Origin of the sequence: Vibrio sp. 10N.261.54.E10, from assembly GCF_002877735.2 — a bacterium.
GTDB lineage: Bacteria > Pseudomonadota > Gammaproteobacteria > Enterobacterales > Vibrionaceae > Vibrio > Vibrio crassostreae_C.
In genome coordinates this window covers 1,060,764-1,086,172 of the sequence record NZ_MCXE02000002.1, presented here as the reverse complement: position 1 = coordinate 1,086,172, position 25,409 = coordinate 1,060,764, and the positions used below count along the sequence as shown (strand labels likewise).

General features: G+C 44.9%; 22 protein-coding genes and 1 pseudogene. 7 read left to right on the top strand and 16 right to left on the bottom strand.

The annotated features are described in order from the left end of the window. Window positions 1–53 precede the first annotated feature (53 nt). From BCU07_RS15990 to BCU07_RS15970, 5 genes are all read right to left on the bottom strand, one after another. Window positions 54–1,334 (bottom strand): extracellular solute-binding protein, encoded by a 1,281-nt coding sequence (locus BCU07_RS15990; protein WP_065584077.1) that lies wholly within the window; start codon window positions 1,332–1,334, stop codon window positions 54–56. A 6-nt stretch (window positions 1,335–1,340) separates the two neighbouring features. Next, window positions 1,341–2,288, bottom strand: coding sequence for a carbohydrate ABC transporter permease (locus BCU07_RS15985; protein WP_102428702.1), 948 nt, complete (start codon window positions 2,286–2,288; stop codon window positions 1,341–1,343). Between the two features lie 23 nt (window positions 2,289–2,311). Further along, window positions 2,312–3,196 carry a carbohydrate ABC transporter permease gene (locus BCU07_RS15980; RefSeq protein ID WP_017064953.1) on the bottom strand — a complete coding sequence of 295 codons (885 nt, stop codon included), beginning with the start codon at window positions 3,194–3,196 and terminating at the stop codon, window positions 2,312–2,314. An 84-nt stretch (window positions 3,197–3,280) separates the two neighbouring features. Next, entirely contained in the window at window positions 3,281–4,183 is a 903-nt protein-coding gene (locus tag BCU07_RS15975) for a LysR substrate-binding domain-containing protein (RefSeq protein ID WP_102428701.1), read from the bottom strand. A 170-nt stretch (window positions 4,184–4,353) separates the two neighbouring features. Beyond that, window positions 4,354–5,979: an ABC transporter substrate-binding protein gene (locus BCU07_RS15970; protein ID WP_102428700.1), complete on the bottom strand. Its 1,626-nt coding sequence runs from the start codon at window positions 5,977–5,979 to the stop codon at window positions 4,354–4,356. A 144-nt stretch (window positions 5,980–6,123) separates the two neighbouring features. On the opposite strand from BCU07_RS15970, the gene mpaA reads away from it, so the two are divergent. Further along, window positions 6,124–6,831: a murein tripeptide amidase MpaA gene (gene mpaA / locus BCU07_RS15965; protein WP_102428699.1), complete on the top strand. Its 708-nt coding sequence runs from the start codon at window positions 6,124–6,126 to the stop codon at window positions 6,829–6,831. Window positions 6,832–7,239: 408 nt separating this feature from the next. Here the strand turns inward: mpaA and eat are convergent, their stop codons facing one another. Genes eat through BCU07_RS15950 form a run of 3 tightly spaced genes read right to left on the bottom strand, consistent with a single transcriptional unit; the run spans window position 7,240 to window position 10,936 of the window. Beyond that, complete coding sequence (gene eat / locus BCU07_RS15960) at window positions 7,240–8,637, bottom strand: ethanolamine permease (protein WP_102320877.1); 1,398 nt, start codon at window positions 8,635–8,637, stop codon at window positions 7,240–7,242. A gap of 24 nt (window positions 8,638–8,661) precedes the next feature. Continuing rightward, window positions 8,662–9,531 (bottom strand): ethanolamine ammonia-lyase subunit EutC, encoded by an 870-nt coding sequence (gene eutC, locus BCU07_RS15955; RefSeq protein ID WP_017067008.1) that lies wholly within the window; start codon window positions 9,529–9,531, stop codon window positions 8,662–8,664. Continuing rightward, window positions 9,524–10,936 carry an ethanolamine ammonia-lyase subunit EutB gene (locus BCU07_RS15950; protein WP_017061645.1) on the bottom strand — a complete coding sequence of 471 codons (1,413 nt, stop codon included), beginning with the start codon at window positions 10,934–10,936 and terminating at the stop codon, window positions 9,524–9,526. The genes eutC and BCU07_RS15950 overlap by 8 nt, the downstream gene beginning before the upstream one ends. Before the next feature lie 200 nt (window positions 10,937–11,136). On the opposite strand from BCU07_RS15950, the gene BCU07_RS15945 reads away from it, so the two are divergent. After that, window positions 11,137–12,057: a helix-turn-helix domain-containing protein gene (locus tag BCU07_RS15945; RefSeq protein WP_017067657.1), complete on the top strand. Its 921-nt coding sequence runs from the start codon at window positions 11,137–11,139 to the stop codon at window positions 12,055–12,057. A gap of 104 nt (window positions 12,058–12,161) precedes the next feature. Here BCU07_RS15945 and folM read toward each other — a convergent pair whose 3' ends face one another. The 7 genes from folM to BCU07_RS15910 form a co-directional block, all read right to left on the bottom strand. Then, entirely contained in the window at window positions 12,162–12,878 is a 717-nt protein-coding gene (gene folM, locus BCU07_RS15940) for a dihydromonapterin reductase (RefSeq protein ID WP_017061643.1), read from the bottom strand. Continuing rightward, complete coding sequence (folE, locus tag BCU07_RS15935) at window positions 12,875–13,513, bottom strand: GTP cyclohydrolase I FolE (RefSeq protein ID WP_102398130.1); 639 nt, start codon at window positions 13,511–13,513, stop codon at window positions 12,875–12,877. Before folE ends, folM begins: the two co-directional genes overlap by 4 nt. Before the next feature lie 18 nt (window positions 13,514–13,531). Beyond that, entirely contained in the window at window positions 13,532–13,903 is a 372-nt protein-coding gene (gene folX, locus BCU07_RS15930; RefSeq protein ID WP_017067658.1) for a dihydroneopterin triphosphate 2'-epimerase, read from the bottom strand. A gap of 97 nt (window positions 13,904–14,000) precedes the next feature. After that, complete coding sequence (folK, locus tag BCU07_RS15925) at window positions 14,001–14,498, bottom strand: 2-amino-4-hydroxy-6-hydroxymethyldihydropteridine diphosphokinase (RefSeq protein WP_102428698.1); 498 nt, start codon at window positions 14,496–14,498, stop codon at window positions 14,001–14,003. 278 nt (window positions 14,499–14,776) lie between these two features. Further along, window positions 14,777–15,652: a hypothetical protein gene (locus BCU07_RS15920; RefSeq protein WP_102428696.1), complete on the bottom strand. Its 876-nt coding sequence runs from the start codon at window positions 15,650–15,652 to the stop codon at window positions 14,777–14,779. A 352-nt stretch (window positions 15,653–16,004) separates the two neighbouring features. Further along, entirely contained in the window at window positions 16,005–18,302 is a 2,298-nt protein-coding gene (gene pflB / locus BCU07_RS15915) for a formate C-acetyltransferase (protein ID WP_102428695.1), read from the bottom strand. A gap of 232 nt (window positions 18,303–18,534) precedes the next feature. After that, window positions 18,535–18,879 carry a DMT family transporter gene (locus BCU07_RS15910; protein WP_017069768.1) on the bottom strand — a complete coding sequence of 115 codons (345 nt, stop codon included), beginning with the start codon at window positions 18,877–18,879 and terminating at the stop codon, window positions 18,535–18,537. A 322-nt stretch (window positions 18,880–19,201) separates the two neighbouring features. On the opposite strand from BCU07_RS15910, the gene BCU07_RS15905 reads away from it, so the two are divergent. Further along, entirely contained in the window at window positions 19,202–20,350 is a 1,149-nt protein-coding gene (locus BCU07_RS15905) for an S-(hydroxymethyl)glutathione dehydrogenase/class III alcohol dehydrogenase (protein WP_017076927.1), read from the top strand. A 156-nt stretch (window positions 20,351–20,506) separates the two neighbouring features. Further along, window positions 20,507–21,346: an S-formylglutathione hydrolase gene (gene fghA / locus BCU07_RS15900; protein ID WP_017061633.1), complete on the top strand. Its 840-nt coding sequence runs from the start codon at window positions 20,507–20,509 to the stop codon at window positions 21,344–21,346. 77 nt (window positions 21,347–21,423) lie between these two features. Here fghA and BCU07_RS15895 read toward each other — a convergent pair whose 3' ends face one another. After that, window positions 21,424–22,506 carry an aminotransferase class I/II-fold pyridoxal phosphate-dependent enzyme gene (locus BCU07_RS15895; protein ID WP_017061632.1) on the bottom strand — a complete coding sequence of 361 codons (1,083 nt, stop codon included), beginning with the start codon at window positions 22,504–22,506 and terminating at the stop codon, window positions 21,424–21,426. Between the two features lie 306 nt (window positions 22,507–22,812). Between BCU07_RS15895 and BCU07_RS15890 the strand changes: the two genes are divergently transcribed. From BCU07_RS15890 to BCU07_RS15880, 3 genes and pseudogenes are all read left to right on the top strand, one after another. After that, a complete protein-coding gene (locus tag BCU07_RS15890) occupies window positions 22,813–23,214 on the top strand; it encodes a hypothetical protein (RefSeq protein ID WP_017061631.1) in 402 nt (133 codons plus the stop codon). A 224-nt stretch (window positions 23,215–23,438) separates the two neighbouring features. Then, a complete protein-coding gene (locus BCU07_RS15885; RefSeq protein ID WP_017061630.1) occupies window positions 23,439–24,176 on the top strand; it encodes an NUDIX domain-containing protein in 738 nt (245 codons plus the stop codon). Window positions 24,177–24,414: 238 nt separating this feature from the next. Beyond that, a pseudogene (locus BCU07_RS15880) lies at window positions 24,415–25,404 on the top strand (sigma-54-dependent Fis family transcriptional regulator); the annotation flags it as partial. Window positions 25,405–25,409 lie beyond the last annotated feature (5 nt).

Here is a 25,409-nt window from a genome sequence, read left to right as displayed (position 1 = left end):
CCGAGTAGATGGGCCTTTATGCATGCAAAGATAGTGTTAATCCACTTTGCAGATTAAGAACGATTCGCTCGGTCTAGTGCACGTTGCGCTTTCTTAGCCGCTTGTTTTAGCGCTTTGTCAGCAGGCACGTTTTGGATTTGAATCTGGTCTGCAGCCACCTTCAGCGCATCCATAATCTTACCGTTGGTAGGGTCAAGGAAATCTTTGGTCGCCGTGTTTGCTTGCTTCAACGGAATCAGAGCTTGTGGGTTGTCTTTGGTGAACGCTTGGTATTCTGGAACTTCAGAAACACTGTTGCGCACAGGGATGTAGCCCGTAAACATCGACCATGCTGCCGTGTTTTTCGCGTTGGTGTAGAACTCAACAAACTCAAATGCACCTTTCGCCGCTGCGTCATCTGTGCCTTTTGGCATTACGTAAACCAGCGCACCCGCTTGTGGCGCAGAAGGGTTTGAACCCCAACCCGGCTGTGTAGTTGCTGAAAGCTTAGTGAAGTCCAAGTCACCTTGGTCACCTGATGAACCGGTATAGCCCAATGCGTTGTCTTTCATCACGTCATCAATGGTTTTGTACCAGTATTCCCAGCCTTGACCGCCGTAGTGAATACGCATGATTTGATCGTCGTGGATCCACTTACGGAAACTGTCCCACACCTCAACCCATTCAGCTGAATCGATTAGCACTGTTTTGCCATCATCACTGATGATCTTCGCACCGTTAGAGAAAGCCGCGTCAATCATGTTGTCTTGGCCCCACATCGGCTCCCAGCCGTAAAAGGTCACGTTGCCTTTGTCATCACGTTGAGTAACTTTCTCCGCGACTTTAGCCACGCCTTGCCATGTGTTTAGGTCTTGCTCGGTAAAGCCGTTATCTGCCAATACCTGCTTGTTGTAGTAAAACACTTGAGTCGTACCGTAAGCAGGTAAGCCGATGATGGTGCCGTCGTCTGCCGTCACTTGGTCTTTAAACGCGCCAATGAAATCAGAGAAGTTGAACTCTTCATCCATGAACGGCGTTAGGTCACGGCTCAGACCACGCCCGTGCATCGCTTCCGCACGACCTGAATCTAATAGCACAAGTTCAGGTGCCGTTTTCGACGCTAAACCAGCTTGCAGCTTCTGGTAGGTTTCCGTGTAGTTACCTTGCAATGCAGGCTTCACCACATACTCATCTTGGCTCGCGTTGAACTCTTCGATGAGCTTAGTCATCATTTGCTGTGGCTTAGTACCACCGGAATACCAAAAGTTAACTTCGGTTGCCGCAAGAACACTGCTAGAGAACATAGACGCGCTTGCTGCGCCAGCACACACTAGTGCGAGAGTTTTTAGTTTCATTTCCGTTTACTCTTTTACGCCGTTATCGGCGATACCTGAAAGAATCGTCTTTTGACAAATGACGAATAGAATTAACAAAGGCAATACTGCAATGGTGCTCGCCGCCATAATTTGCGACCAGTTCAACCCATAGTTACCTTCGGCAATAAAGTAGTGACGAATACCAGTAGCGATCAGATTTAAATCCTGAGTCGTAATCACCAGGCTTGGCCACATGTAGCTGTTGTAATTGGTAATAAAAGTGATGAGGAACAGTGTTGCGACTGCTGCTCGGCATTGCGGTAAGATGATTGCCCATAAGATCTTGAGCTCACCTGCACCATCAATTCGTGCCGCTTCAATCAGCGACGGATGCACCTTGATAAACACTTGGCGTAGATAAAACACACCGAAAACCGACGCCGCGTTCGACGCAACTAAGCCCATGTGTGAATCCAACAAACCCAGTTTTGCCAAAGTGATGTAAGACGGAATGTAAGTCACTGCACCCGGCAGCATGTAACAGCCCATCACGATGAAATAGAGCACGGTCTTCGAGCGAAACTTCAGCTGAGTCAGCGCGTATGCAAACATCGCGGAATTCACAATCACCAACAGAGTCGTGAACAAAGCCACGCTAAAGCTGTTGAAGATGTACAAGCCAAACGGCGCGCTGTGGAAGGTTTCGACAAAGGTTTCCCAGCGAAACTGCTCTGGAATCAAGTCCAGTGGGTTAGCAAAGATCTCATCATTGGTTTTCAGAGAACCAGACAACATCCATAAGAACGGGAACACCATAATGGTTCCGCAGGTTGCCAAGAACAGGTGCTTAGCCAGTGCGATAAACGAACGGCGATCCACTGAGCTTCTCTTTGACGCAATCTCTGATTTGGCCGCTTTCGTTTGGGTTGTGACTTTAGATTCAGCCGCTCTTTGATTTAAGACTTGATTGGCATCCAATACTTGCGTGGTCATAATTCTGTCCTTTCAAAAATCGACTAGTAGTACACCCAGCGCTTGCCGATGTAAGTATTAATAAGTGCCAACAATCCAGTAATCAGGAATATCACTAACGATGTTGCGGCCGCAGGTCCCATTTCGTAACGCTCAAACGCTTGTTGGTAGAACAAGTACAACAAGGTACGAGTCTCACCGCCCGGCCCGCCTTGCGTTAGGATCTGGAACTGATCGAACGCCTGCATTGCCGTGATAATGTTGACCACTACTAAGAAGAATGTGGTTGGTGAAATCAGCGGCAACGTTATCTTCAAAAATCGCGTTAAGCTGCTGCAACCATCGATCAAAGAGGCCTCATACAGGGACTCTGGAATTTTGTTGAGCGCACTGATGTAAAACAGCATCGTCCAACCAATCGCCTGCCAAACCGTCACGATAATCACCGCAATCAAGGCTGTGTTTCCGTTCTCTAACCATGGAATTGCGCTAAACCCTGCCGACTCTAATAAGTGGTTGGCCAAGCCTGACTTCGTCTCGAACACCCAAGACCACACAATCGACACCGCGACCGTTGGCGTGATCCAAGGAGAGAAGATCACCGCACGATAGAACTGGCTGCCCTTGAAGTTTTTGTGCAACAACATCGCAAACACAAGCCCAAGAATAATGGTGGGAATCACCACACCCACAGAGAACCAAAACGTATTGAGCATCGCTTGGATGAACTCGTAATCCTCAACCATGTACTCGTAATTTTCTAAACCGATGAACGAATAATCTGGCGAGATGTAATCCCAGTCGGTGAAGCTGATGTAAATCGAATAACCAAATGGTACGAGCCAAAAAGTAAACAGTGGCACCAACAACGGTGCAGTAAATAGCAGTACCTTTAAGCGGTTTTTCATTGGTTCTGAGAAAGCACTCATGGTGACCTCGTCCTTATTTGTATGCGGTTAAATTAAGGGGTTTGTGTGACAGGTTAGTAAGAGCGCCCTTCATTTTTTTTATGGCTACCCATTAGAAAATCTTTCTTCCAGTTCACCGTCTTCCATCTGGTGATAAAGCCAATCACAAAAGAAATTCACCTTGGCACTGCGTCGGTGTTTAGTAATCAAATAGTGGGCAGATTCAGCAGGCATTGAGGACTCTGTCGCCAGAACCAGATCGTTTTTCTCTAACAGCTCAGACACCGCAAGCGAACGCACCAACAACACGCCAATGCCATGTTTGACCGCTTCTAAGGCGTGCAAAGAATTACTCACCTCCAATAACACCTTCGGTAGGGTCATCTCGAATTGGTTGTGACTCAACCATTGCAGCCAGTTCTCTCGGTAGCCTTTTACTTGCACGGTCGGCAGAGCAGAAAAATCATGCTCAACCAAGGAATCTTGATATTGGTTTTTAAAGTCTGGGCTACACACCAACTGCCAGTGTTCTTGAAACAGTCGCTCACAATGGGTGTCTTCGCTTTCGACCTTGCCGTTAGTCAGTTCGATATCGACATTCTGGCAAGGGTTGGTTGATGGCCAGTCCACCAGCTGAATATCGAGCCTGATAAAAGGGTATTTCTTATAGAAGGCTGGCAGTCGAGGTAACAGCCAGTTATGACAAAAGGTGTGGTTTACGCGCAGGCTCAACACGTCGGTTTCTTTTTCACCGAACAAGATCTGAGTCTGTAATTTCAGGTGTGCTAATGAACCCGCAACAATCGGTTGATAATGCTGAGCAGCTGACGTCAGCTTTGCGCCTTTAGAGCTGCGTTCAAACAAGGTGGTATCGAGGAAGGTTTCTAAACTTTTGAGCTGTTGGCTAACCGCCGCTTGCGTGACACAAAGCTCGCGCGCAGCAGCGCCAATAGAACCGAGGCGAGCAACAGCTTCGAACGCAACAAGAGCACGTAGAGGGGGTAACATGGCTTCACCTGATTGAAATAAAAGTGAAAAATACTTCAATCAGGTTTCAGTTTTTTGCGCTTACCGTTACAGATTAATGACGAAGGGACGTTGATCAGATATTTATGATCAACGTCCCTTTTCTTTATTTCATGTTCTTAGCGGTGTGTCGCCGCGTGAATCAAACGCAATTACTCTTTGATGTAGAGATCCTTAGAATAGATACGCCCTTCTACATTGTTCTTCGCAAAACCACCAACACTTGGTCGTACTAGACGAGCCTGCATGTAGTAGTAAATTGGTGCGATCGGCATATCTTCTGCCAACAACTGTTCTGCTTGATCATAGAAACCTTGGCGATCTTGTTCACTGGTTGCAGCTAAGGCGCTGTCCATTGCTGCGTCGTACTTGTCGTTATTGTAACGAGCAAAGTTACCTGAAGAGCCAGAACGCAATAGGCTCAAGAAGGTTGATGCTTCGTTATAGTCACCACACCAAGAGGCGCGCATTACATCGAAATCACCTTGGCGACGTGACACCAAGTAAGACTTCCACTCTTGGTTTTCAAGCTCAACTTGTGCACCTAAGTTGCCTTTCAGCATTGATGCAATCGCCACTGCTATGGACTTGTTCGATTCACTGGTGTTGTAAAGCAGTTTGAAGTCCAACGGATTAGACGCATCGTAGCCCGCTTCTTTCAGTAGCTCTTTTGCTTTTTGATCACGCTCCTTCTGAGTCCAAGTACTGTATTCAGGTTGTGTCGCATCAAAACCAGCCGTGTACTCATGAGCAAAGGTATAAGCCGGTAAGTTGCCGACCTGAGTAACACCATTGGTGATAACGTCACGCATCATGGAATAAGAGACAGCCTTACGGACTCGCGCATCATCAAAAGGTGGTCGCGTAGTATTGAATGCGTAGTAGTAAGTACACAACAGAGGCACTGTGGTAAACGCATCTTGATATTTGCTTTTAAGCTGCTGCGCCATGTGTGTAGGCACGTCCGAAGTAATATCGACCTCGCCCACCGCATAACGGTTAATCGAGGCATTCTGGTTCTCAAACGGAATGTAAGTCACTTCGGTTAAATGCGTATCTGAACTGTCCCAATATTTCGGGTTCTTCTTCAGCTCAATGCGCTCGTTCACCACCCACTCGTCTAGCACAAATGCTCCATTACCAACAAATTGCTTAGGGTCGCTCCACGGCTTGTCGCTACTTTCTAGGGCTGATTGATGCACTGGCATCATAGATGTGTGGCCCGTCATTGCCACAAAGTAAGGTACTTGGCTGTCGAGTTCAAAACGGACGGTGTGCTTATCAATAGCCGACACGCCTAGTTCTTCAATCGGCTTCTTACCTTCTGCCACATCAGCAATATTGTTGATTTGAGTAAGCTTTAGGTACCACACATTTGGCGATGCCGTTTTAGGGTCTACCGCGCGTCTTATCGCATACACGAAATCATCGGCCGTCACCGGATCGCCATTCGACCACTGCGCGTCTTTACGCAGATGGAATACAAACGTCTGGTTGTCTTCGGTTTCCCAAGACTGTGCAACACCTGGGGTGATATTGCCATCGCGATCTTGAATCACTAAACCTTCAAATAGGTCACGTAGAATGTGCATTTCTGGCAGGCCTTCTGCTTTCGCAGGGTCAAGCGTCGCCGCTTCTGCATCGTTAGCACGAACTAAATGTTGTTCTTTCGCCAGAGAAGTTCCCGCAGGCAATGTGTCAGCAACGGCAGTTACTGAGATAAAAGGGGTCAATAGAGATGAAATGAGTAAAGCCGTTGAATGTTTCTTAAAATCCATATGTTTTTGCTCTCCTAGCCTATCTTTGAAGCAAGTAATAAAATTAACAATGCGACTGTTGACGAGTTTTAACGCTTTAGTTTATTTAAGTAAGTTTGTGTAATCGTTAATACTTGATAGTACTTGATCAATCAGGAGATAAAGGTGAGTTTAATTCCAAGAACGGAAAGAGTTGCATTTTCAATAAAGCCGCTGTCATATGGAAATTCGGTATTGGGCGCACCCTTGCTCTATTTCCCCGCGCAAGTAGAAAGCGAGTCTCGCGGGCTGATTTTAGCAGGCACACACGGTGATGAAACGGCTTCTATCGCAGGTTTATCTTGCGCGCTAAGATGTTTGCCTGCCGCCAACTTACGACACGATGTAATCCTGTCGATGAACCCGGACGGCAATCAATTGGGTACTCGTGCCAACGCTAACCAAGTCGATCTAAACCGCGCCTTTCCGACTCAGAACTGGACAGAAAACGGGACCGTCTATCGCTGGAGTTCTCACACACCAGTCAGAGATGTAAAAGTAAAAACGGGACAAGCCGATCTGCTTGAACCGGAAGTGCAGTCGCTCATTAACCTCATTGAGCAACGCCAACCCAAGTTCGTCATCTCTTTCCACGAACCACTCGCTATGGTCGACGACCCAACCCAATCGGAACTCGCCACTTGGCTAGGCAAGCAGTTCAACCTACCACTCGTGGAAGACGTGGATTACGAAACCCCAGGCTCATTCGGTACATGGTGCCAAGAAAGAAACTTACCGTGTATTACCGTAGAACTGCCGCCCGTTTCTGCGGATTTAACTATCGAGCAATATTTGGATGCGTTTGTGGCTGTGTTGGGGTGTGAGGGAAGTTAGTCTGGAGTAGGCTACATATACACATGCGAACAGTAATTCATCCTAATTACTAGTGAATCATATATTCCGTCTACTGAATCAATCCCATTCATAATCTATGCCGAATTCTTCCTTTGCATCATTTCAACTTATCTTTAGAGAAAGGCAATCGACATGATTAGCGCGATGAAAACTTCACTATCAATGAACTTCGGGGCTCGTCGCTATGAATCTAACTCGTTATAAAAAATCATGACAAGTGTCTGGACAAAAACGTTCCAAGAAAATGATCCTAAAACAGCACTATTTCTAAATTAATATTTATCGTTAGAGGTGATGACGATTGGGGTTTACACGCAAGTTACTACAAGTAGTGTAATAAAGGCTCCAGCAAAGCACTAGAGCCTTAAATACCATTAGAAATTGAATCTAATTAGTAGCCTCAAGCTCTTTCTCTGCAACCGACAGCATCTCAAACTCTTCCTCAGCGGTCGATGCGACCAATTTATTACGGCTATATAGGCCATAATAAGCACCACCAATCACAAAGAGTCCCATAGTCATAAAGAATGCAGATGGGTCAAAAGCATAAACACCCGTCATTGCAATAAGCGACAGCACTAGTGAAGTGCCGGAAGTCAGCATGCCACCCGGTGTTTTGTATGGACGGTGAAGCTCTGGTTGCTTGATACGCAACAATATATGACTAAGCGACATTAATGCATAAGACACTGTCGCCCCCACTACCGCCATCGCCAAGATCAGGTCGCCTTCTCCGGTCAATGACACAGCAAAACCAAACACACCCGGCACCACTAAAGCACGAGCAGGCACTTTGTTTTGGTTTGTAAGCGACAAGCTTTGAGGCAAGTAACCCGCACGAGACAATGCAAACACCAAGCGGCTATAACCGTAGATAATCGAGAAGAATGAAGCAATAAGTCCTGCAAGTCCTAGTATATTAACAGCCGTTGCAACGGTTGGATTACCGGTCAACTTCAATGCATCGACTAGAGGAACGGCGCTATTCGCAATCGCTTCAGAACCCACAGCGCCCGCAAGCAGCAGAACGACTAAGGTAGCGGTGACCAGTAAGAATAGCATTGCGCCGATAATGCCTTTGGGTACATCCTTGGCCGGGTTTTTCGCCTCTTCAGCAGCCAATGGAACCCCTTCTACCGCAAGAAAAAGCCACATTGCAAACGGTAGTGCCGCCCATACACCATACCAACCAAAAGGAAGTAGTTCTGTGGCTTGTGCGGTTGCCGGAGCGATATCAAACAGATTATTAGCATCAAACTCACTAACCAATACGCCTGCTGTCATAAGAATTGCTAGTACGGCTAACCCACTGATGACCATCATGACTTTCAGAGCTTCTCCTACCCCTGCCATATGAATACCGATAAAGATGGCATAAAAGATCGCGTAAACAAGAGGACCATCGATACCCATTAGTTCATTCACCGCTGAGCCAATAAAAATGACAATCGCGGCAGGTGCAAGGGCATACTCAATTAAGACGGATAAGCCGGTAAAAAATCCCCCCGTTGGTCCCATGGCTTGTCGAGCAAAACTATAGCCACCTCCTGCAGCGGGAATAGCCGCAGACATCTCCGCCAAAGAAAGGACAAGGGTAAAGTACATCACCGCCATAGCAATTGCAGCAATAAGAAAGCCTCCCCAACCAGCTTGACCGATACCAAAGTTCCAGCCTGCAAAGTCACCAGAGATCACGTATGAAACGCCTAACCCTGCTAGCAAAATCCACCCAGCAGTGCCCCTTTTAAGTTGTCTTTGCGCCAAATATTCCTGATGTTCTGACATTGTAAATCCCTCTATTTTTGTCTTTTATCCAATTAAAAAATTGCCTGTGTGCTTGTCTTCTAACTGCTCACCACCTTCTTCCTCGATACTCGAACGGTCTTTAAGGTTGACCCCAGAAAGCTCTAGCCGACGAGCTTCCTTCAATAGGTATACCGCTCGCTTACACGCATCTTCATAAGCCAACCCCTGTGGGCGAATATTAGAAATGCAGTTCCTATCAGAGTCTTTTGCTCCTCTTCTTGCCTGCCAAGTCAGGTACATACCCATGCTATCTGGAGAGGTCAGTCCCGGGCGTTCACCAATCAAAACCACCACCATCTTGGCTTGTAAGCACTCGCAAACATCATCTCCTATTGCCACTCGGCCCTGCCTCACAACAGTAATAGGAGCAACATGCCACGGCACTTCGTCTTCCCCTAATAAAGAAAGCAGATGCTCAATGACTGGATTTGCATGATTTTGAATGGCAATTGAAGACAAGCCATCAGCCACTACTATCGCGAGATCAAACGGGGGAGACTCTGAATGAAGAACGGCTTGCAACTGATTCCAACAGACGTCATCAAGCTCACGACCAAGATCCGGCCTTTGCAAATACATGAATCTGTCTGTCGCTTTGCTGTGCGCCTTAATTGGTGCCTGAGAAGTGTGTTGAATGACCGAGTTTGATTGAGCGATGAGCTCAACCAATGAATCCACATCTAAAGCACAATGAACGGCATCCATCGCCTGTGCATGGTCGAGTTGAAATGAAAGCAACTCTTTAGTTGGAACGCTATTTCCACTTCGACCCAGTGCAATACGTGCCGATGTAAAACCTTTAAGCTCGTGCCAAGGGTTTTGAGTTACCAACTTAGAAGCAGAATGTTTTGCCATAGAGACCACCTTACCCATGTGCGGGGCCTCCATTAAGTTGTGCTAGAGCGCCAGCAAATGAGCCGGAGAGTCGTTCATTTAGGCGCACATCTTTTACATCATCAAAAATCTGCATCTGAGTTAGCCACTCCTCAAACTCCGGCGCAGGTTTTAAACCCAACACCTTGCGTGCATAAAGTGCATCATGAAACGAGGTTGTTTGATAATTGAGCATGATGTCATCGGAACCCGGAATCCCCATAATGAACGAGCACTCAGCGACACCGAGCAATGTCAGTAAGTTATCCATATCATTTTGATCGGCATAGGCATGGTTGGTATAGCAGATATCACACCCCATCGGCAGGCCAAGCAATTTGCCACAAAAATGGTCCTCAAGCCCTGCTCGAATAATCTGTTTTCCATCAAAGAGATATTCAGGGCCGATAAAGCCGACCACGGTATTAACCAACAATGGATTAAAATGACGCGCTACGGCATAAGCCCGTGTCTCACAAGTTTGTTGGTCCACACCATGAAAAGCATTGGCAGAGAGAGATGTTCCTTGCCCTGTCTCAAAGTACATGACGTTACTTCCAACTGTGCCTCGGTTCAGCGAAAGCGCCGCTTCGTTTGCTTCTTTAAGGATCGAAAGGTTAATACCAAAGGTGTCGTTCGTACCTTGAGTGCCACCAATAGATTGAAAGACGAGATCCACCGGAGCGCCCATCTCAATCGCTTCAATCGTGTTTGTAACATGGGTTAATACGCAAGATTGGGTCGGGATCTGGTAGTGTTGAATGACCTCTTCCATCAGATTCATCAACTTAATTGCCTGTGGTACATTATCTGTTGCGGGATTAATGCCGATCACAGCATCACCATTGCCATACATCAAACCATCAAAAATACTGGCGGCAATGCCATTGAGAGAATCGGTTGGATGATTGGGCTGTAAACGGGTGGATAAACGACTAGGCAAGCCAATGGTGTTACGAAACGCAGTCACTACCCGACATTTTTTGGCGACTTGGATCAAATCCTGATTACGCATGATCTTACTCACTGCAGCCACCATTTCTGGAGTTAAACCAGGACGCAGCTTTGCAAGCGTGAGACTATCGGCTTCATCACTTAGCAGCCAGTTCCGAAAGTCTCCCACTGTAAGGTGATCAATCGCTTTAAACGCCTCTCTATCATGGCTATCAATGATTAAACGAGTAACTTCATCACTTTCATAAGGGATCACCGCTTCATTTAAAAACGTCTTTAGGGGCAAGTCTGCCAGTGTCATCTGAGCTACAACACGCTCTGCAGCAGAAGTCGCAGATACACCAGCCAAAACATCCCCTGAACGCTCTGGCGTAGCCTTTGCCATCAGATCTGCTAACGACTCAAAGTTAAAAACCAGGTGCCCTTGTTGTCGGCGATAAGCTGCTGTCATAAATTCCCTCTTCATAAACTGGTTCAGTTCTTGCTCAATAACCTTTTGTATATATGAGTAATTAAGCGATTTTTGAACCGAATGAATATCAAGAATCGGCAAACATAAAAAAGCACTAATAAACATAAACTTAAAGACACACTGTACTAATATGGGTCACATGGGTAGGTCATGGAATGATGAGAAAGGATGAAGAATTGATGCGTTATGCACCTAATTTGTGCACATTCAACACATTTGATGCAAATCAGCAGGCAGCCAGCCTCTTTAACTGGCAGCAAGAATATGACCAACTGAGTCAAGGAAGTTTTCTAGGTCAGATCCGTGAACGAAAATTTTCTCACGTGCACCTATTTCGAGAAGACAGCAACCGAAAACTCAAGCAGCAATGTCGTATTAATGAAGGGATTTGGTTAGGGATCAGTGCTAACGATAGACCTTTACACATCAATTACGCACAAGGTAATCCTGATAGTATTTTGATCCGTGAGGCTGGGGCGGATTTTGAGCTACTTACGCCAGAAACCTTTTCTATTTATGGGTTAGTCATAAGCCCTTCACTGGTTGAAATGATTCAGCAACAGCTAGAGATTGAATCATTAAACAGCAAGAGCCACTTTCTTGGTTGCTCTCAACACTACACCCAACAAATAAAAGCTTACTTGAGCTTACTACTCTCCCCGAGTCAATCTCGCTGGTCTTTTCAAACTCATCAATCCATTGTTCAAGATATGTTGGTCGAATTGTTCGCTCAATCGTCTAATCAAAATATGCAAAAAACCAATGCCTCACAGCGTGAGAACACAATGCGTCGAATTAGGCAGTACCTAGATAACTCGCAGTACCGTAAACCCGTCACCGTGTCTGAACTGTGCGATGCGGTTTATGTCAGTCGCCGTACGCTGCAATACACCTTTGAGTCCTGTTGTGACATATCACCAAAACAATTTATACAAAATGTACGTCTCAACCAGGTACGGCGCATTCTGCAAAATCCGAGCGAACAACGGTGCATCAATGAAATCGCCTTTGACTTTGGTTTTTTTCATCTGGGATATTTTTGCCAAAGCTACAAGCAGTTGTTTGGTGAGTCGCCCATGCAAACACGTTCTAATGTCTAAAACCCAAAAAGTGTCGAGGGACAACTTAAAAAAATGTAGTTAGACGATATGAAAGACGAATAGATTAGTTGACTATCCTGCCTCAAGATCACAACGCATGAACTTCACTTCAAGTGCCTGCCGCCATCAAGGTGCAAAGTCCTTCCTGTCATATAGTGACTAGCCAAAACAAACTTAATGCCATCTATCACTTCTTCAAAGCCTGCCTCTGCGGGAATCAGTGCTTTTTTCAGAGCTTTGGTTTTGTACGCCTCGTCATCATGTTCATTGAATTTTATCATGGCAGGAGAGACAGTATTGACTTTCACCTTGGGAGCCAGCATCGCTGAGAACGACAGCGTCAGGTTGTTGAGTGCAGCTTTACTGGCCGCGTAAGCGATGTGTTTTTTACTGCCTTTTTCCGCAACGTAATCACTGATGTGGATGATGTCCGACGTTTTATCGCCAGACATTAATTGGTCTTTGAGCGTTAAGTTAACCAGATAAGGCACGGTAGCGTGAACCGTCATCATCTGGTTCATGATTTGTAATGCGTTTTCACTGGGATTTTTTTTGTTCTCCGGTTGCCAGTCGGAAGCGTTATGGATGATGGCTCGAATCGCCTTATATTCTTGACCAACATAATGCAAAAAACCCTCTAAGCTACTTTGTTGATAAAAATCTACCTGTTGCAAGTCGGCTCCACTGTCGCGCAGTATTTTCAGCTGGGGATAGTCGCTTCGGTAAGTGCCAACGACTTTGTATCCGTCAGATATAAGTTGCTGCGCCAGAGCGAATCCTAAACGCTTCCCCACTCCAGTTATTAGAATCGTTTCACTCATCGTAAAAACTCAGCTCTAGTTTGAGGGTTAGTTTTGAAACTGCCACCAAGCGCGGTTGTGGTGGTTTCAGAGTTAGCGTCCATAACGCCTCTCGATTTAACGCAGTAGTGAGTTGCTTTAATCGTCACAGCCACATTTTCTGTTTCGACTAGAGTCTGTATCGCGACCAGGATTTGCTGTGTAAGGCGTTCTTGAACCTGCGGACGCTGAGCAAAGAATCGAACAATACGGTTTATTTTAGATAGCCCAAGAATCTTGGATTCTGGGATATAAGCCACTTGTGCTAAACCATCGATGGTGATGAAGTGATGTTCGCACGTCGAAGTTAAATCTATATCCGATACCTTAACCATTTCATCAACTGACATTTTGTTGTCGATAACACTAATTTTGGGGAAGTTATTGTAGTCGAGCCCTGAAAATATCTCGTGAACGTACATCTTTGCAATGCGATGAGGTGTTTCAGCGAGACTGTCATCGGTTAAATCCAGCCCGAGCGTACTGACAACTTCCGTCAAAAGCCCTTTGATGCGGTTGTACTTCTGGTCGGGGTTCATTTCGCTCGATGTCATCGGGGTTTCAAGCCCCTTTTCGAGCAAAGCTTCTCTTACTTTTTCAGCTTCTGTGGTTAGCATTGAGTCGCTCCTTATGAGTTAATCTTCAAGTTCTGCTTCATAGCTCAGGGTGAGCGAGACGGAATCGGCGAAACGTAGAGCATGAGGCTTGTCAATTCTCACCTGAGCGTATCGAACCCATGAATGGTCGATACAAATACCGAGTACGTCGCTGGTTAACTTTTCTAAAAGCAGAAACCGTCCAGATTCAACATGTTCAATAATTTTTTTGCAGATATTTTTGTAGTTAAGTGCGTTCTCCACATCATCAGAGAGGCAAAGGTTGTTTGCGGGGTAATGGATCTCCGCATTTATAACAATGTCTTGCTGCTTAGTTTTTTCTTCTTCGTTGAAGCCGATGAAGGTTCTTAATCTGAGATTTGTGATGGTGATAATCGCATTGTGATTCATAACAGTTTCCGATCCTTAGAAGGTAGAGTGAGTTACGTGCCTGTTAGAGGAAAAGATCAATAAAGCTCAAGCGTTCTGTTTAAAGCAGTTACAGGGACTAAGTGAAGCTGACCTCGAACGGTATAAGTTCGGTTTTCTGACTCAGCTGATCGAAGTTGTTCCAGAGATGCTGAAAAGAGATATCTAGAGTGGGATGAAGTTCTTGCGCGGCAACATCAACTAACGGTCGAAGCACAAAAGCGTACTCGGTGATTTCACCTCGCGGCAGCTCTACTCCATCGATAGTGCCCACTTCGTTACCGTAAAGAAGGATATCGATATCCATCGTGCGCGAAGCGTATTCTTTAGTTTCACGCTTGCGGTCATTCTCTAATTCGATTTGATGCAGAACCTTAGCCAGTCCAGCGATAGAAAGGTCACATTCAAACCCTGCGACTAGGTTTAGGAAGTTGTCCCCTTCAAAACCAACAGGCTCACAATCGTAGAAATTAGAAATGTTCAGAGGTGCAAAGTGACTATTCAATGCTTTGAGAGATTCTGTGATGTGATGTTCGCGGTTAATGTTGCTTCCGATGCTGACATAGACGGTGGACATATTGTTTTCTCCCTTTTAGCTAACCTCTTACGTTGTAAGTCGCTAGGAAGATCAGCTATGTATCCGTTTGATGTCGGGAGGGTAAATGAAAATCTCCCGACAACTCATATTGAGATCGGTTCTAAGTTGGAAAGAGGGACTTTCGAACTAGGAAGTACCACGGGTAAAAATTCAGCTTATGAAGGTTCTGGACAGAAGCGAGTTACATCTTTTATTAAATTAACATTTAACAGATAATCTGAGGTGTTGAAAACCTCTCATCGATTGGTCAAAGCGACTTACAGGTTGGAAATAGCCCTTGTTATATTTTCTAGATATGGCTTTATTTGCGTATTAATCTCTAACTCAACATTACACTTGAAGTTATCTTTAAAGTCGCCCAAAGCCCACATAACTTTACGGGTCTCGGCAGTTTGAATGTCCTTTTCGAATCGAGCCATTACCCAGTAGTCACTTAGAAGTAAGAAGAAAATTGATGCCATAGAGTGAACACTATTTGCAAAATTGTATGGTGAGATAGTGTTGTCAAAATTCCAATTTTTGCTTCTTCTTGTACCAGTGAGGATTTCAAGATCATTAAATGCTTTACTTAGTGGAAATTGGAACGACGAGCTTTTTACTCTGTTGTACTTCCCTTCATCGATACAGATCTGACACTCGTTAATTATCTTAGCTAAACGCTCAAAAAAATCGGTGTTTGTAATTTCATAAGGAGCATAATCACCGCCTTTAGCATTAGGGAATAAGTTGATATGTACCAATCCAGCTACATCTATAGGTTGACACTCTAACGCTCCAGCGATTTTGTCACTGTACTTTACGAACTCTTCTCGATGTTTATAGTAATTTGCAAAAAGGTTCTGAGCTTGAATCTGCGCTATCTGTGTACTTGCTCTATCGAGTTGCTCTTTAGTTTGTATTGATCTGTGATTTAATGAAATTAAGCCCACAATTGCAGCGTAAGCTGCGGCTAACTTAATTGGCGCATTGAAGAGTGTAATGAAATTTTCGAACCCTTTTGGAGTAAGGGAAAGCGAGTAATTAGGTATAACTGAAGTCGATATCAAAATCGTAACTATAAAAATCGTCACCCCAAAAAACCATGAAAGAATCTTGATTGAAGTGAGTTCGGAGATTCCTTTGTACGCTGTCATGACTATCCCTAAGTGACTGATATTATGTAACCTAACGACAGGTTACATGTTTTGAAAAAATTAAATCAATTATCTTTCTGATTGCATCAGTGGTCAACCTGTCAAAACGCACAATGGGGCAAAAATAAGTTAGAGCTCCTAGTGATCTCTGACATAAAAAACAAGCGAATCCCCCCAAAAAAAGCATCAAAGTAATTCCAATCACCGCGTAAATATCGGTTTTGCCCATATACTAGCCAAGACAACGCGACGCCCAACGACATCATTAGCGCCATACTCCGCGCACAAAAAAGCGCGAGAAACGGATGTCATTCTCGCGCTTTTTTAGAACCGTATATCTTGAAGTTTACGGTTAAATCTTAGCAGTAAACGTACGGCTAATTACATCCTGTTGCTGCTCACGTGTTAACGAGTTGAACCTCACAGCGTAACCCGACACTCGGATGGTTAACTGTGGGTATTTTTCTGGATGTTCGACGGCATCCAACAACATGTCACGGTTAAGCACGTTCACGTTAAGGTGCTGTCCACCCTCAACACGAATCGAACCTGCATTTTCCTCGTGGTGGAAGTAACCATCCATTAGTGCTGCTAGGTTCACTTTTTGGCTTAAGTCATCTTTACCTAGTGCATTTGGTACGATTGAGAAGGTGTAAGAAATACCATCTTTAGCGAATTCAAACGGCAGTTTGGCAACTGAAGAAAGTGAAGCAACCGCACCTTTCTCGTCACGACCGTGCATTGGGTTTGCGCCCGGGCCAAATGGCATACCTGCGCGGCGACCATCTGGTGTGTTACCAGTTTTTTTACCATATACAACGTTTGAAGTAATCGTAAGGATAGATTGAGTTGGAACCGCTTCACGGTAGGTGTTCATTTTCTGAATTTTCTTCATAAAACGTTCAACCAAATCACAAGCAATATCATCGACACGTGAATCGTTGTTGCCAAATTTCGGATATTCGCCTTCAATCTCAAAATCGACAGCGATGCCACCTTCGTTACGTACTGGTGTTACCTTCGCGTATTTGATAGCCGCAAGCGAGTCAGCAACAACCGACAGCCCTGCAATACCACAAGCCATTGTGCGATGAACATCGCGATCCATTAACGCCATTAACGATGCTTCATAGCTATAACGGTCATGCGAGTAATGGATCACGTTCAGCGCAGTGACGTATTGCGTTGCAAGCCAATCCATCATGTCATCAAAGCGAGGCATTAAGCGGTCAAAATCGAGAACTTCATCTTCGATACGAGCAACTTGGGGGCCAACCTGCATGTTAGATTTTTCATCAACACCACCGTTAATGGTGTAAAGCAACGCTTTAGCAAGGTTTGCACGAGCACCAAAGAACTGCATATGTTGGCCAACCACCTGCGGGCTTACACAACACGCAATCGCGTAATCATCGTTATCAAAATCCGCACGCATTAGATCATCGTTCTCATACTGAAGTGATGAGGTTTCGATAGACACTTTAGCCGCGTATTGTTTAAACGCGATAGGCAGTTGTTCAGACCATAGAACCGTCATGTTCGGCTCTGGTGCTGGGCCCATCGTGTGCAATGTGTGCAAGTAGCGGAAAGTCGTTTTGCTAACAAGAGTACGACCATCAACGCCCATACCAGCCATTGCTTCTGTTGCCCAAATTGGGTCGCCAGAGAACAATGAATCGTATTCAGGAGTGCGAAGGAAACGAACCATACGAAGCTTCATGATGAAATGGTCAATCAACTCTTGCGCTTGTTTTTCATCAATCAGACCAAGTTTAAGGTCACGTTCGATGTAAACATCTAGGAAGGTTGATGTGCGGCCTAGCGACATCGCAGCACCATTTTGAGACTTAACCGCAGCTAAGTAGCCAAAATAGGTAAACTGGATTGCCTCTTGCGCAGTACGAGCAGGAGAAGACATATCAATGCCGTACTTCAAACCCATTTCTCGCATTTCATCAAGGGCACGAATTTGATCAGTAAGCTCTTCACGTAGACGCAATGTCTTATCTAAATCACCACCCGTTTCAAGCATCTTCTGAGTCGATTTGAATTGCTCATTTTTGTCTAATTTTAGGAAGTCGATACCGTACAAAGCAAGACGACGGTAGTCGCCGATAATGCGTCCACGACCATAAGCATCCGGCAGACCAGTAATAATACCAGAGCGGCGACATGCTTTAATTTCGTCGGTATAAAGATCGAACGCTACTTGGTTATGCGTTTTGCGGTACTCAGTGAAGATCTTTTCGATTTGTGGCTCTAATTCACGACCGTACACTTCGCACGACGTTTTCACCATTCGAATACCACCATTGGCGATGATGCCGCGTTTCAGTGGTTTATCGGTTTGTAGACCCACGATTTTTTCGAGGTTTTTTACAATGTAACCGGCATCGTGTGAGGTGATAGTGGAAACGATATCAGTATCAAAATCGACAGGGGCATGAGTGCGGCTTTCTTCTTTAATACCTTCTAGCACCGACTCCCATAGCTGTGTCGTCGACTCCGACACGTCCGCAAGAAAAGACTCATCGCCTTCATAAGGGGTGTAGTTTCGCTGAATAAAATCACGTGCATTAACGGATGTTTGCCAGTCGCCAGCTTGAAATCCCGTCCAAGCTTCCATCATATCGGTTGTCGGAATAGTCATAATGACCCCCTAAGTTATTGATAAAAAGATAATATCTATGATTATTTATAATCATTGGTTTCTGCTGGCTATACTAAACCGACCAATCTATGAGTAAAGTGAGCTGTTTTCATAAAATACATGTACAAAATGCATTTATTGGAATTACTATATTATATTCAATACCTTAAGTTGAAGGCTAACTACTCTAGATTCCAATTAGTTTGTTCCTTCAGAAGTAGGAAATAGACTCTTAGTGACTCACCGACGTTGAAAACAGGTTAATGATCACCACACCAGACAGAATCAAAGCGATGCCAATGATCGCGTAGATGTCTAGCTTTTGCCCGTAGACCAACCAAGATAACGCCGCGACTAACACAATCCCTGCCCCACACCAAATCGCATAGGCGACACCCAGAGACATAGTTTGAACCGTGAGAGACAACAGATAAAAAGCAAAGCCATAACCGACGAGTACTGCGGCGGTAGCAGGAAGGGAAGTAAATTGCTGCGTTTTAGGCAATAAAGAAGTCGCGACAACTTCAAGCACGATGGCAAGTGACAGCATCACTGGAGGCGGAAGAGATAAAAGCATGTATGAGTCCACAACATTAAATACGGCGCTCAGAATATTGTAGTTTTATTTCCAATTCATGTGATTTTCAGTAAGCAATTATTATGACGTACCTTAAAAATTCTTAAGTGTGACTTTCGGTTAACACGAGGAACCTAAATGCTCTATTATTACAAATAAGTAATAATCATTTTCTATTTGAGGGCATTATCAAAACCAGTACTCACACCTATACTAGCTCCAACAAAACGAGAGAGCGGAAACAATTAAGCTCAACTACGCTTAACGGGTTGAAGCTAATTGCACGGTTATCCGCTGTACTGACATATATAGGAAACATCCAATGACAATCGAAATTAAACCTGGTCAAACTCATATCAAATCAAAAGCAATGGTTGCATGGGCAGCTGGCGAGCCACTAAAAATGGAAGAAGTTGATGTACAACTTCCTAAAGCTGGTGAGGTTCTAGTTCGCATCGTTGCTACTGGTGTTTGTCACACTGACGCATTCACATTATCAGGTGACGATCCAGAAGGTATCTTCCCTTCAATTCTTGGTCACGAAGGTGGCGGTATCGTTGAGATGATCGGCGAAGGCGTTACAAGTGTTGAGATTGGCGACCACGTGATTCCACTTTACACAGCTGAATGTGGCGAATGTAAGTTCTGTAAATCGGGTAAAACTAACCTATGCCAAGCCGTTCGTGAAACGCAAGGTAAAGGCCTAATGCCAGACGGTACAAGCCGCTTCTCTATTAATGGCGAAACGATTTTCCATTACATGGGCTGCTCGACTTTCTCTGAGTACACAGTACTTCCAGAAATCTCTCTAGCGAAAGTAAGCAAAGAAGCACCACTTGAAGAAGTTTGTCTTCTAGGTTGTGGTGTAACAACAGGTATGGGCGCGGTACTTAACACAGCTAAAGTTGAAAAAGGCGACAACGTTGCCGTATTCGGCCTAGGCGGTATCGGTCTTTCTGCAATCATTGGTGCTCGCATGGCTGGTGCTAACCGCATCATCGGTGTTGATATCAACGAGAGCAAATTCGAGCTAGCAAAACAGCTTGGCGCGACTGACTGCATCAACCCAACTAAGTTCGACAAGCCAATCCAAGACGTTATCGTTGAGATGACAGACGGTGGTGTTGAGTACTCTTTCGAGTGTATCGGTAACGTAAACGTGATGCGTCAAGCACTTGAATGTTGTCACAAAGGTTGGGGCGAATCGGTAATCATTGGTGTTGCGGGTGCAGGCCAAGAGATCGCAACTCGTCCATTCCAACTAGTGACTGGTCGTGTATGGCGTGGTTCTGCTTTCGGTGGTGTTAAAGGTCGCTCTGAGCTTCCAGAAATCGTTAACCGTTACATGGCGGGTGAGTTTGGTCTTCAAGAGTTCATCACTCACACTATGGGTCTGCAAGATGTTAACGAAGCATTCGACCTAATGCACAAAGGTGAATCTATCCGTACTGTTCTACACATGGATAAATAATACCCCTTGGTCTCGATACTTAGGTGTCGAGACCACAGTTCTGACTTAAACATCAGAGCGAAACTGTCTTCACCACCTCCTGCCCGGTGGGTGGTGAAACTTTAAGTAATACAGACAAATTTACTCCCAAACCATCAACCTAACGGAGCACAATAGATGACAATCGAAAACATTAGCCAAGCAAAGGTTGCTGGTGGTTGGCACAAACAATACACCCACTTTTCTGCAACGCTTGACTGCAACATGCGTTTTGCGATTTTCTTGCCACCTAACGCAAGCAAAGAAAACCCAGTTCCTGTTTTGTATTGGTTATCAGGCTTAACCTGTACCGATGAAAACTTCATGCAAAAAGCCGGCGCTTTCAAAGCCGCGGCTGAGCAAGGCATCGCGATTGTTGCACCAGACACTAGCCCACGTGGCGAAGGTGTTGCCGACGATGAAAATTACGATCTCGGCCAAGGTGCAGGCTTCTATGTGAATGCCACTCAAGCGCCATGGGACAGCCATTACCACATGTACGATTACGTGGTAACAGAGCTCCCTGCATTAATTGAGTCGTTCTTCCCTGTTACATCCGTAAAATCGATTTCTGGTCACAGCATGGGCGGACATGGTGCCCTAACGATTGGCATTAAAAACGAAGATAGCTACCGTTCTATCTCTGCATTCAGCCCAATCACCAACCCAATGCAATGCCCTTGGGGACAAAAAGCCTTCAACCAATACCTAGGCTTGGATATTGAAGAGTGGAAACACTACGATGCCTCTGAGCTTCTAAAAACCAAAGGCACTAAACTGCCAATGTTGGTCGACCAAGGTGAAGCCGATAACTTCCTGATTGAACAGCTTAAACCTGAGCAATTAGTCGAAGCCGCTAAGGTAACCAATGCCGATTTAGATCTACGTATGCAGCCTGGTTACGACCACAGCTACTACTTCATCTCTAGCTTTATTGATGAACACATTGAGTTCCACGCTGCTTACTTAAACAAGTAGCCAGATGAATTTAGCCCGCACTTTGTAAACGCAAGGTGCGGGCTTTTTTATGCCTACTGATTTTATAACGGTTGCTTTTATAACTGCTTAATACGCTGCTTTAACGCTTCTAAATCTATATCATTGCCAACAATTCGTAATCGAACATACTCTTCAGTCATCGCGTCGCACGTAATAGCAAAATCGACACCCGAACATGTCTTAATACCGATACTCTCAAATAGCTTTGAAAGGTGAGTTCCTCTCTTTTTCAACAACATAATGGGCGTCGATATTGACGTGCCAACCACCTCAATATTGTTCTCAGACAACAAGCCGATCATTTGCTGCTTAAAGTATTCAGTTTTGCTGCGGTTCATTTCTAAGAAGTGTTTTGCATTGGGTAAGGTCGCCGATGCGATTTTTATTGAGGGGTAAGTCGGCGTAAACACACTCACCGCAGCTTCGATTGCAGAAGTCAGGTTTTCACTGCTGGCTAAGTAACCGAGTCGAATCCCAGCGAGCCCTAAACCTTTAGAAAAGGTTCGTAAAACTATTAAGTTGTCCAAGACTAAGGTCTGATCGAGCATAGACTGCTCAGGGGTCAGGTATTCACCATATGCCTCGTCGACAATCAAAATAGCGCCAGAACGCTCACATACTCTCGCTATCTCGACCAGATAAGCTCTGTCGTAGATTCGACCCGTTGGGTTGTTGGGATTATCGATATACACCAAGGCAGGATTTTGACTGCTTATTTTTGATGCCAACACACCGAACAGATCCGACTCGTTTTGATAATCAAACATGTTGATGGACTGGTACTTCCCGCCCACCAAAGTGAACTCTGATACTGCTTCAACAAACTGAGGGCCAATGCCTATCATGGTGCGATTGTTGTGATCGATAAGTTTATTGAAGATAAGTTCTAGCGCCCCAAGAGAGCCCGTGGTGTACGTAATACGACAATCTTCAATCCCAATAAACTGGCGAGTCAGATAAGTCAGCTCCGAAAGCTCCCTGTGGCAATAGTACTTATCAATACCGTAGATAATATCTTTGATCACATGTTCAGGAATTTCTGGTGCGCCAAATGGATTGGAGCCAAGTGAACAATCGATACGAAATGAGTGATCGACATAAGAATGGTATTCGCCACTTAACCGTGGATTTAAATGCATAAGAAAACGCTCAAAAAATATTCATGCGCTATTCTTATCGTACTGAATTTTATCTATATAGGTCATTTCGCGACAGTTCTTCGCCTTGTTTCGAGAGACTGGTTAAAAACCAAGATTGGTTCAAATAACGAATTCTCTTAAGCCATAATCAAGAGTTAAGCACTCGTGTTTACATTTCGAGTTAACCGAACCGCTTTCTTTGCGCTAGATTAAGCTGAGATAAGATAGGGTAATAACAGAGCTTGCATCTTTACTCTCCCTAGTTACCATAGCCCCATTAACATCCCCCATATTTTGAAGGTTGCTATGAAAGCAATTAAGACTCTTTTCTTCCTGATGGTTTTATTGAGCGGTCTGTTTACCGCTTGGCTGTTTATTCCAATTCCAGCGACCATGGACAAGCAAACGCTCGACGTTCCATTAACGGAACCATTCAAGCTTGTTGCGTATCGCAGCAACCCGAATGATGCGAGCAAGCCGCTGACTTACCACTACTATGTGATTTCAGATGTGGTTGGTGTAGACGACATGGACCCATTCCTGATTACCACGGACCAGTTCGTGAAGCTTGGCGAATTCGACGAGAACACATTCAACCTTACGGTTAACGGCAAGATTGATAGCTACACCAACGATTTGTGGATCAAGAAATCTGATGGCAAGCTTCAACACTGGTACGTGAGTATTAACGCGAACTATATTCGTTAAAATCGAACTGCAATAAACCTCATTTTAAAACTGCGCTTTGGCTTCCAAGCGCAGTTTTTGTTTCTAGCAACACCCTCCACTTATCCCGACCCGTTCGACATAAACTGCATTGCCTACTTTTGATTCACTGCTGCCCTTGCTCTCAAGGTGTTATAAGCTCTTTAGATACGATAAGCTCAGACCATGCTCGACGCCCAATAAATCAAAATAATAAAGGATCACCCGTGGAATTTACGCTCGACAAATTTAACGGCATCATCATTGACCCAGCAACAGCCCCTCACGATGTTGACTCATTCAATGCCGAACTCAGCGAGATCACCGAATTTTCAAAGCAGAATAACAAAGGCATCATTTGGATTAGCTTACCTATTTCACTCTCGCACCTTATTCCGGTGGCGACTGAGCTTGGCTTTGTGTTTCACAACTGCTTAGAAGACGAGATTACGCTGATCCACAAATCCGAGATTGTAGAGTTTGTGCCTTTCATTCCGACCCACACCTTGGGTGCTGGCGCGTTAATCACTAACGAACACAATCAAGTTCTGATGATCAAAGAGCACGGCATGACGGGTTACAAATTACCGGGCGGTCATATTGAGTTGGGTGAAGGCATTGAAGAATCGGTGGTTCGTGAAACCTTGGAAGAAACCGGTATCGAGGCAACGTTCGTTTCTGTGGTTGGCATGGCGACAAGACACCCGTATCAATTCGGTAAATCAAACCTCTACTTTATTTGTCACCTTATCGCTCAAACTCAAGAAATTGCGATTCAAGACACTGATGAAATTGCAGAAGCTAAATGGATAGATGTAGAAGAATATATTAACAACCCCGACAGCTACCCGTTTAACCGCCAATTGGTCGGCTCTTTGATAGGCAAACAAGGATTAGAACTTACCCAACTAGAAGGCAACTATGGCCCGAACCATAAGCCAGAGATCTTCTTTTCGAAAAACTAAAGCGATTCAAACATAAAAACGCCAAGCTCATAAGAACTTGGCGTTTTGCTTTTCATTTTACTTATATTGTTTAAGCCATCTCGTTGCTAGTGACTTCCTAATTAGACTGTTCTAGAACCTATCTATTTTAGAAAAAGCCTAACGGATTAGTATCGTAGCTAATTAATAGGTTCTTAGTGTTTTGGTAGTGATCGAGCATCATCTTATGTGTCTCACGGCCGATGCCGGATTTCTTATAACCACCAAACGCACGCGCTCCATTTCAGCATCGTGTGATTTGCACCATGGCGAGCAACAAATCGAACACGCTTGGCAGCAAGCCAACAAGGTAATCGATAAAGGGATCAGTTTGTTGATCTTAGGAGAAACAGGAGTTGGCAAAGGCGAGTTTGTTAAAGCGCTGCACAAGCAAAGCCAGCGTAAGTCTTCGCCCTTGGTAGCGGTAAATTGTGGCGCGCTGCCTAAAGACCTTATCGAATCTGAACTGTTTGGTTACGCGCCGGGCACCTTTACGGGAGCAAGCCACAAGGGCTTCCAAGGTAAGATCCGTCAAGCAGATAAAGGGATTCTATTTCTAGATGAGATCGCCGACATGCCTTTAGAAGCTCAGTGCCGACTACTGCATGTTCTGCAAGACAAATCCGTGGTGCCAGTTGGTTCCAATCAAAGCTATCAAGTCGATTGTCAGATCATCGCTGCAACTCACAAAAACCTCGAGCAGTTAGTCGCAACAGGTGAGTTTAGGCAAGACCTGTATTACAGACTCAATGGCTTAGCCTTCACCTTGCCAAGCCTACAACACCGACAAGACAAGCACGCTTTAATCGAGCACATTCATCGTAAATACGCCGAAGACGAACAGACAATCTGCCCGCACTTGATGAGCTTACTGTGCGCCTATTCTTGGCCGGGTAATATCCGCGAATTAGACAACTTACTTAAGGTTGCTGCTCTATTAGCAAGTGATGAACCCCAACTCACACTCGAGCATGTGCCCAGCCACCTTGCTCAACATCTCACGTCGTTAGCGCAAGATAATCAGCATCAACTGACGACTCCTAATGCCATCAAAGGTGCAACGAATAACGATCTAAGAAGTACCGTTGAAGATACCTTGTTGCAAACGTATCAAGCGAACCAAGGCAACATCAGCAAGACATCTCGAATACTCGGTATCAGCCGCAATACCATTTATCGAAAATTGAAAAGCTTGGGAATCCTCCAATAGGAAGA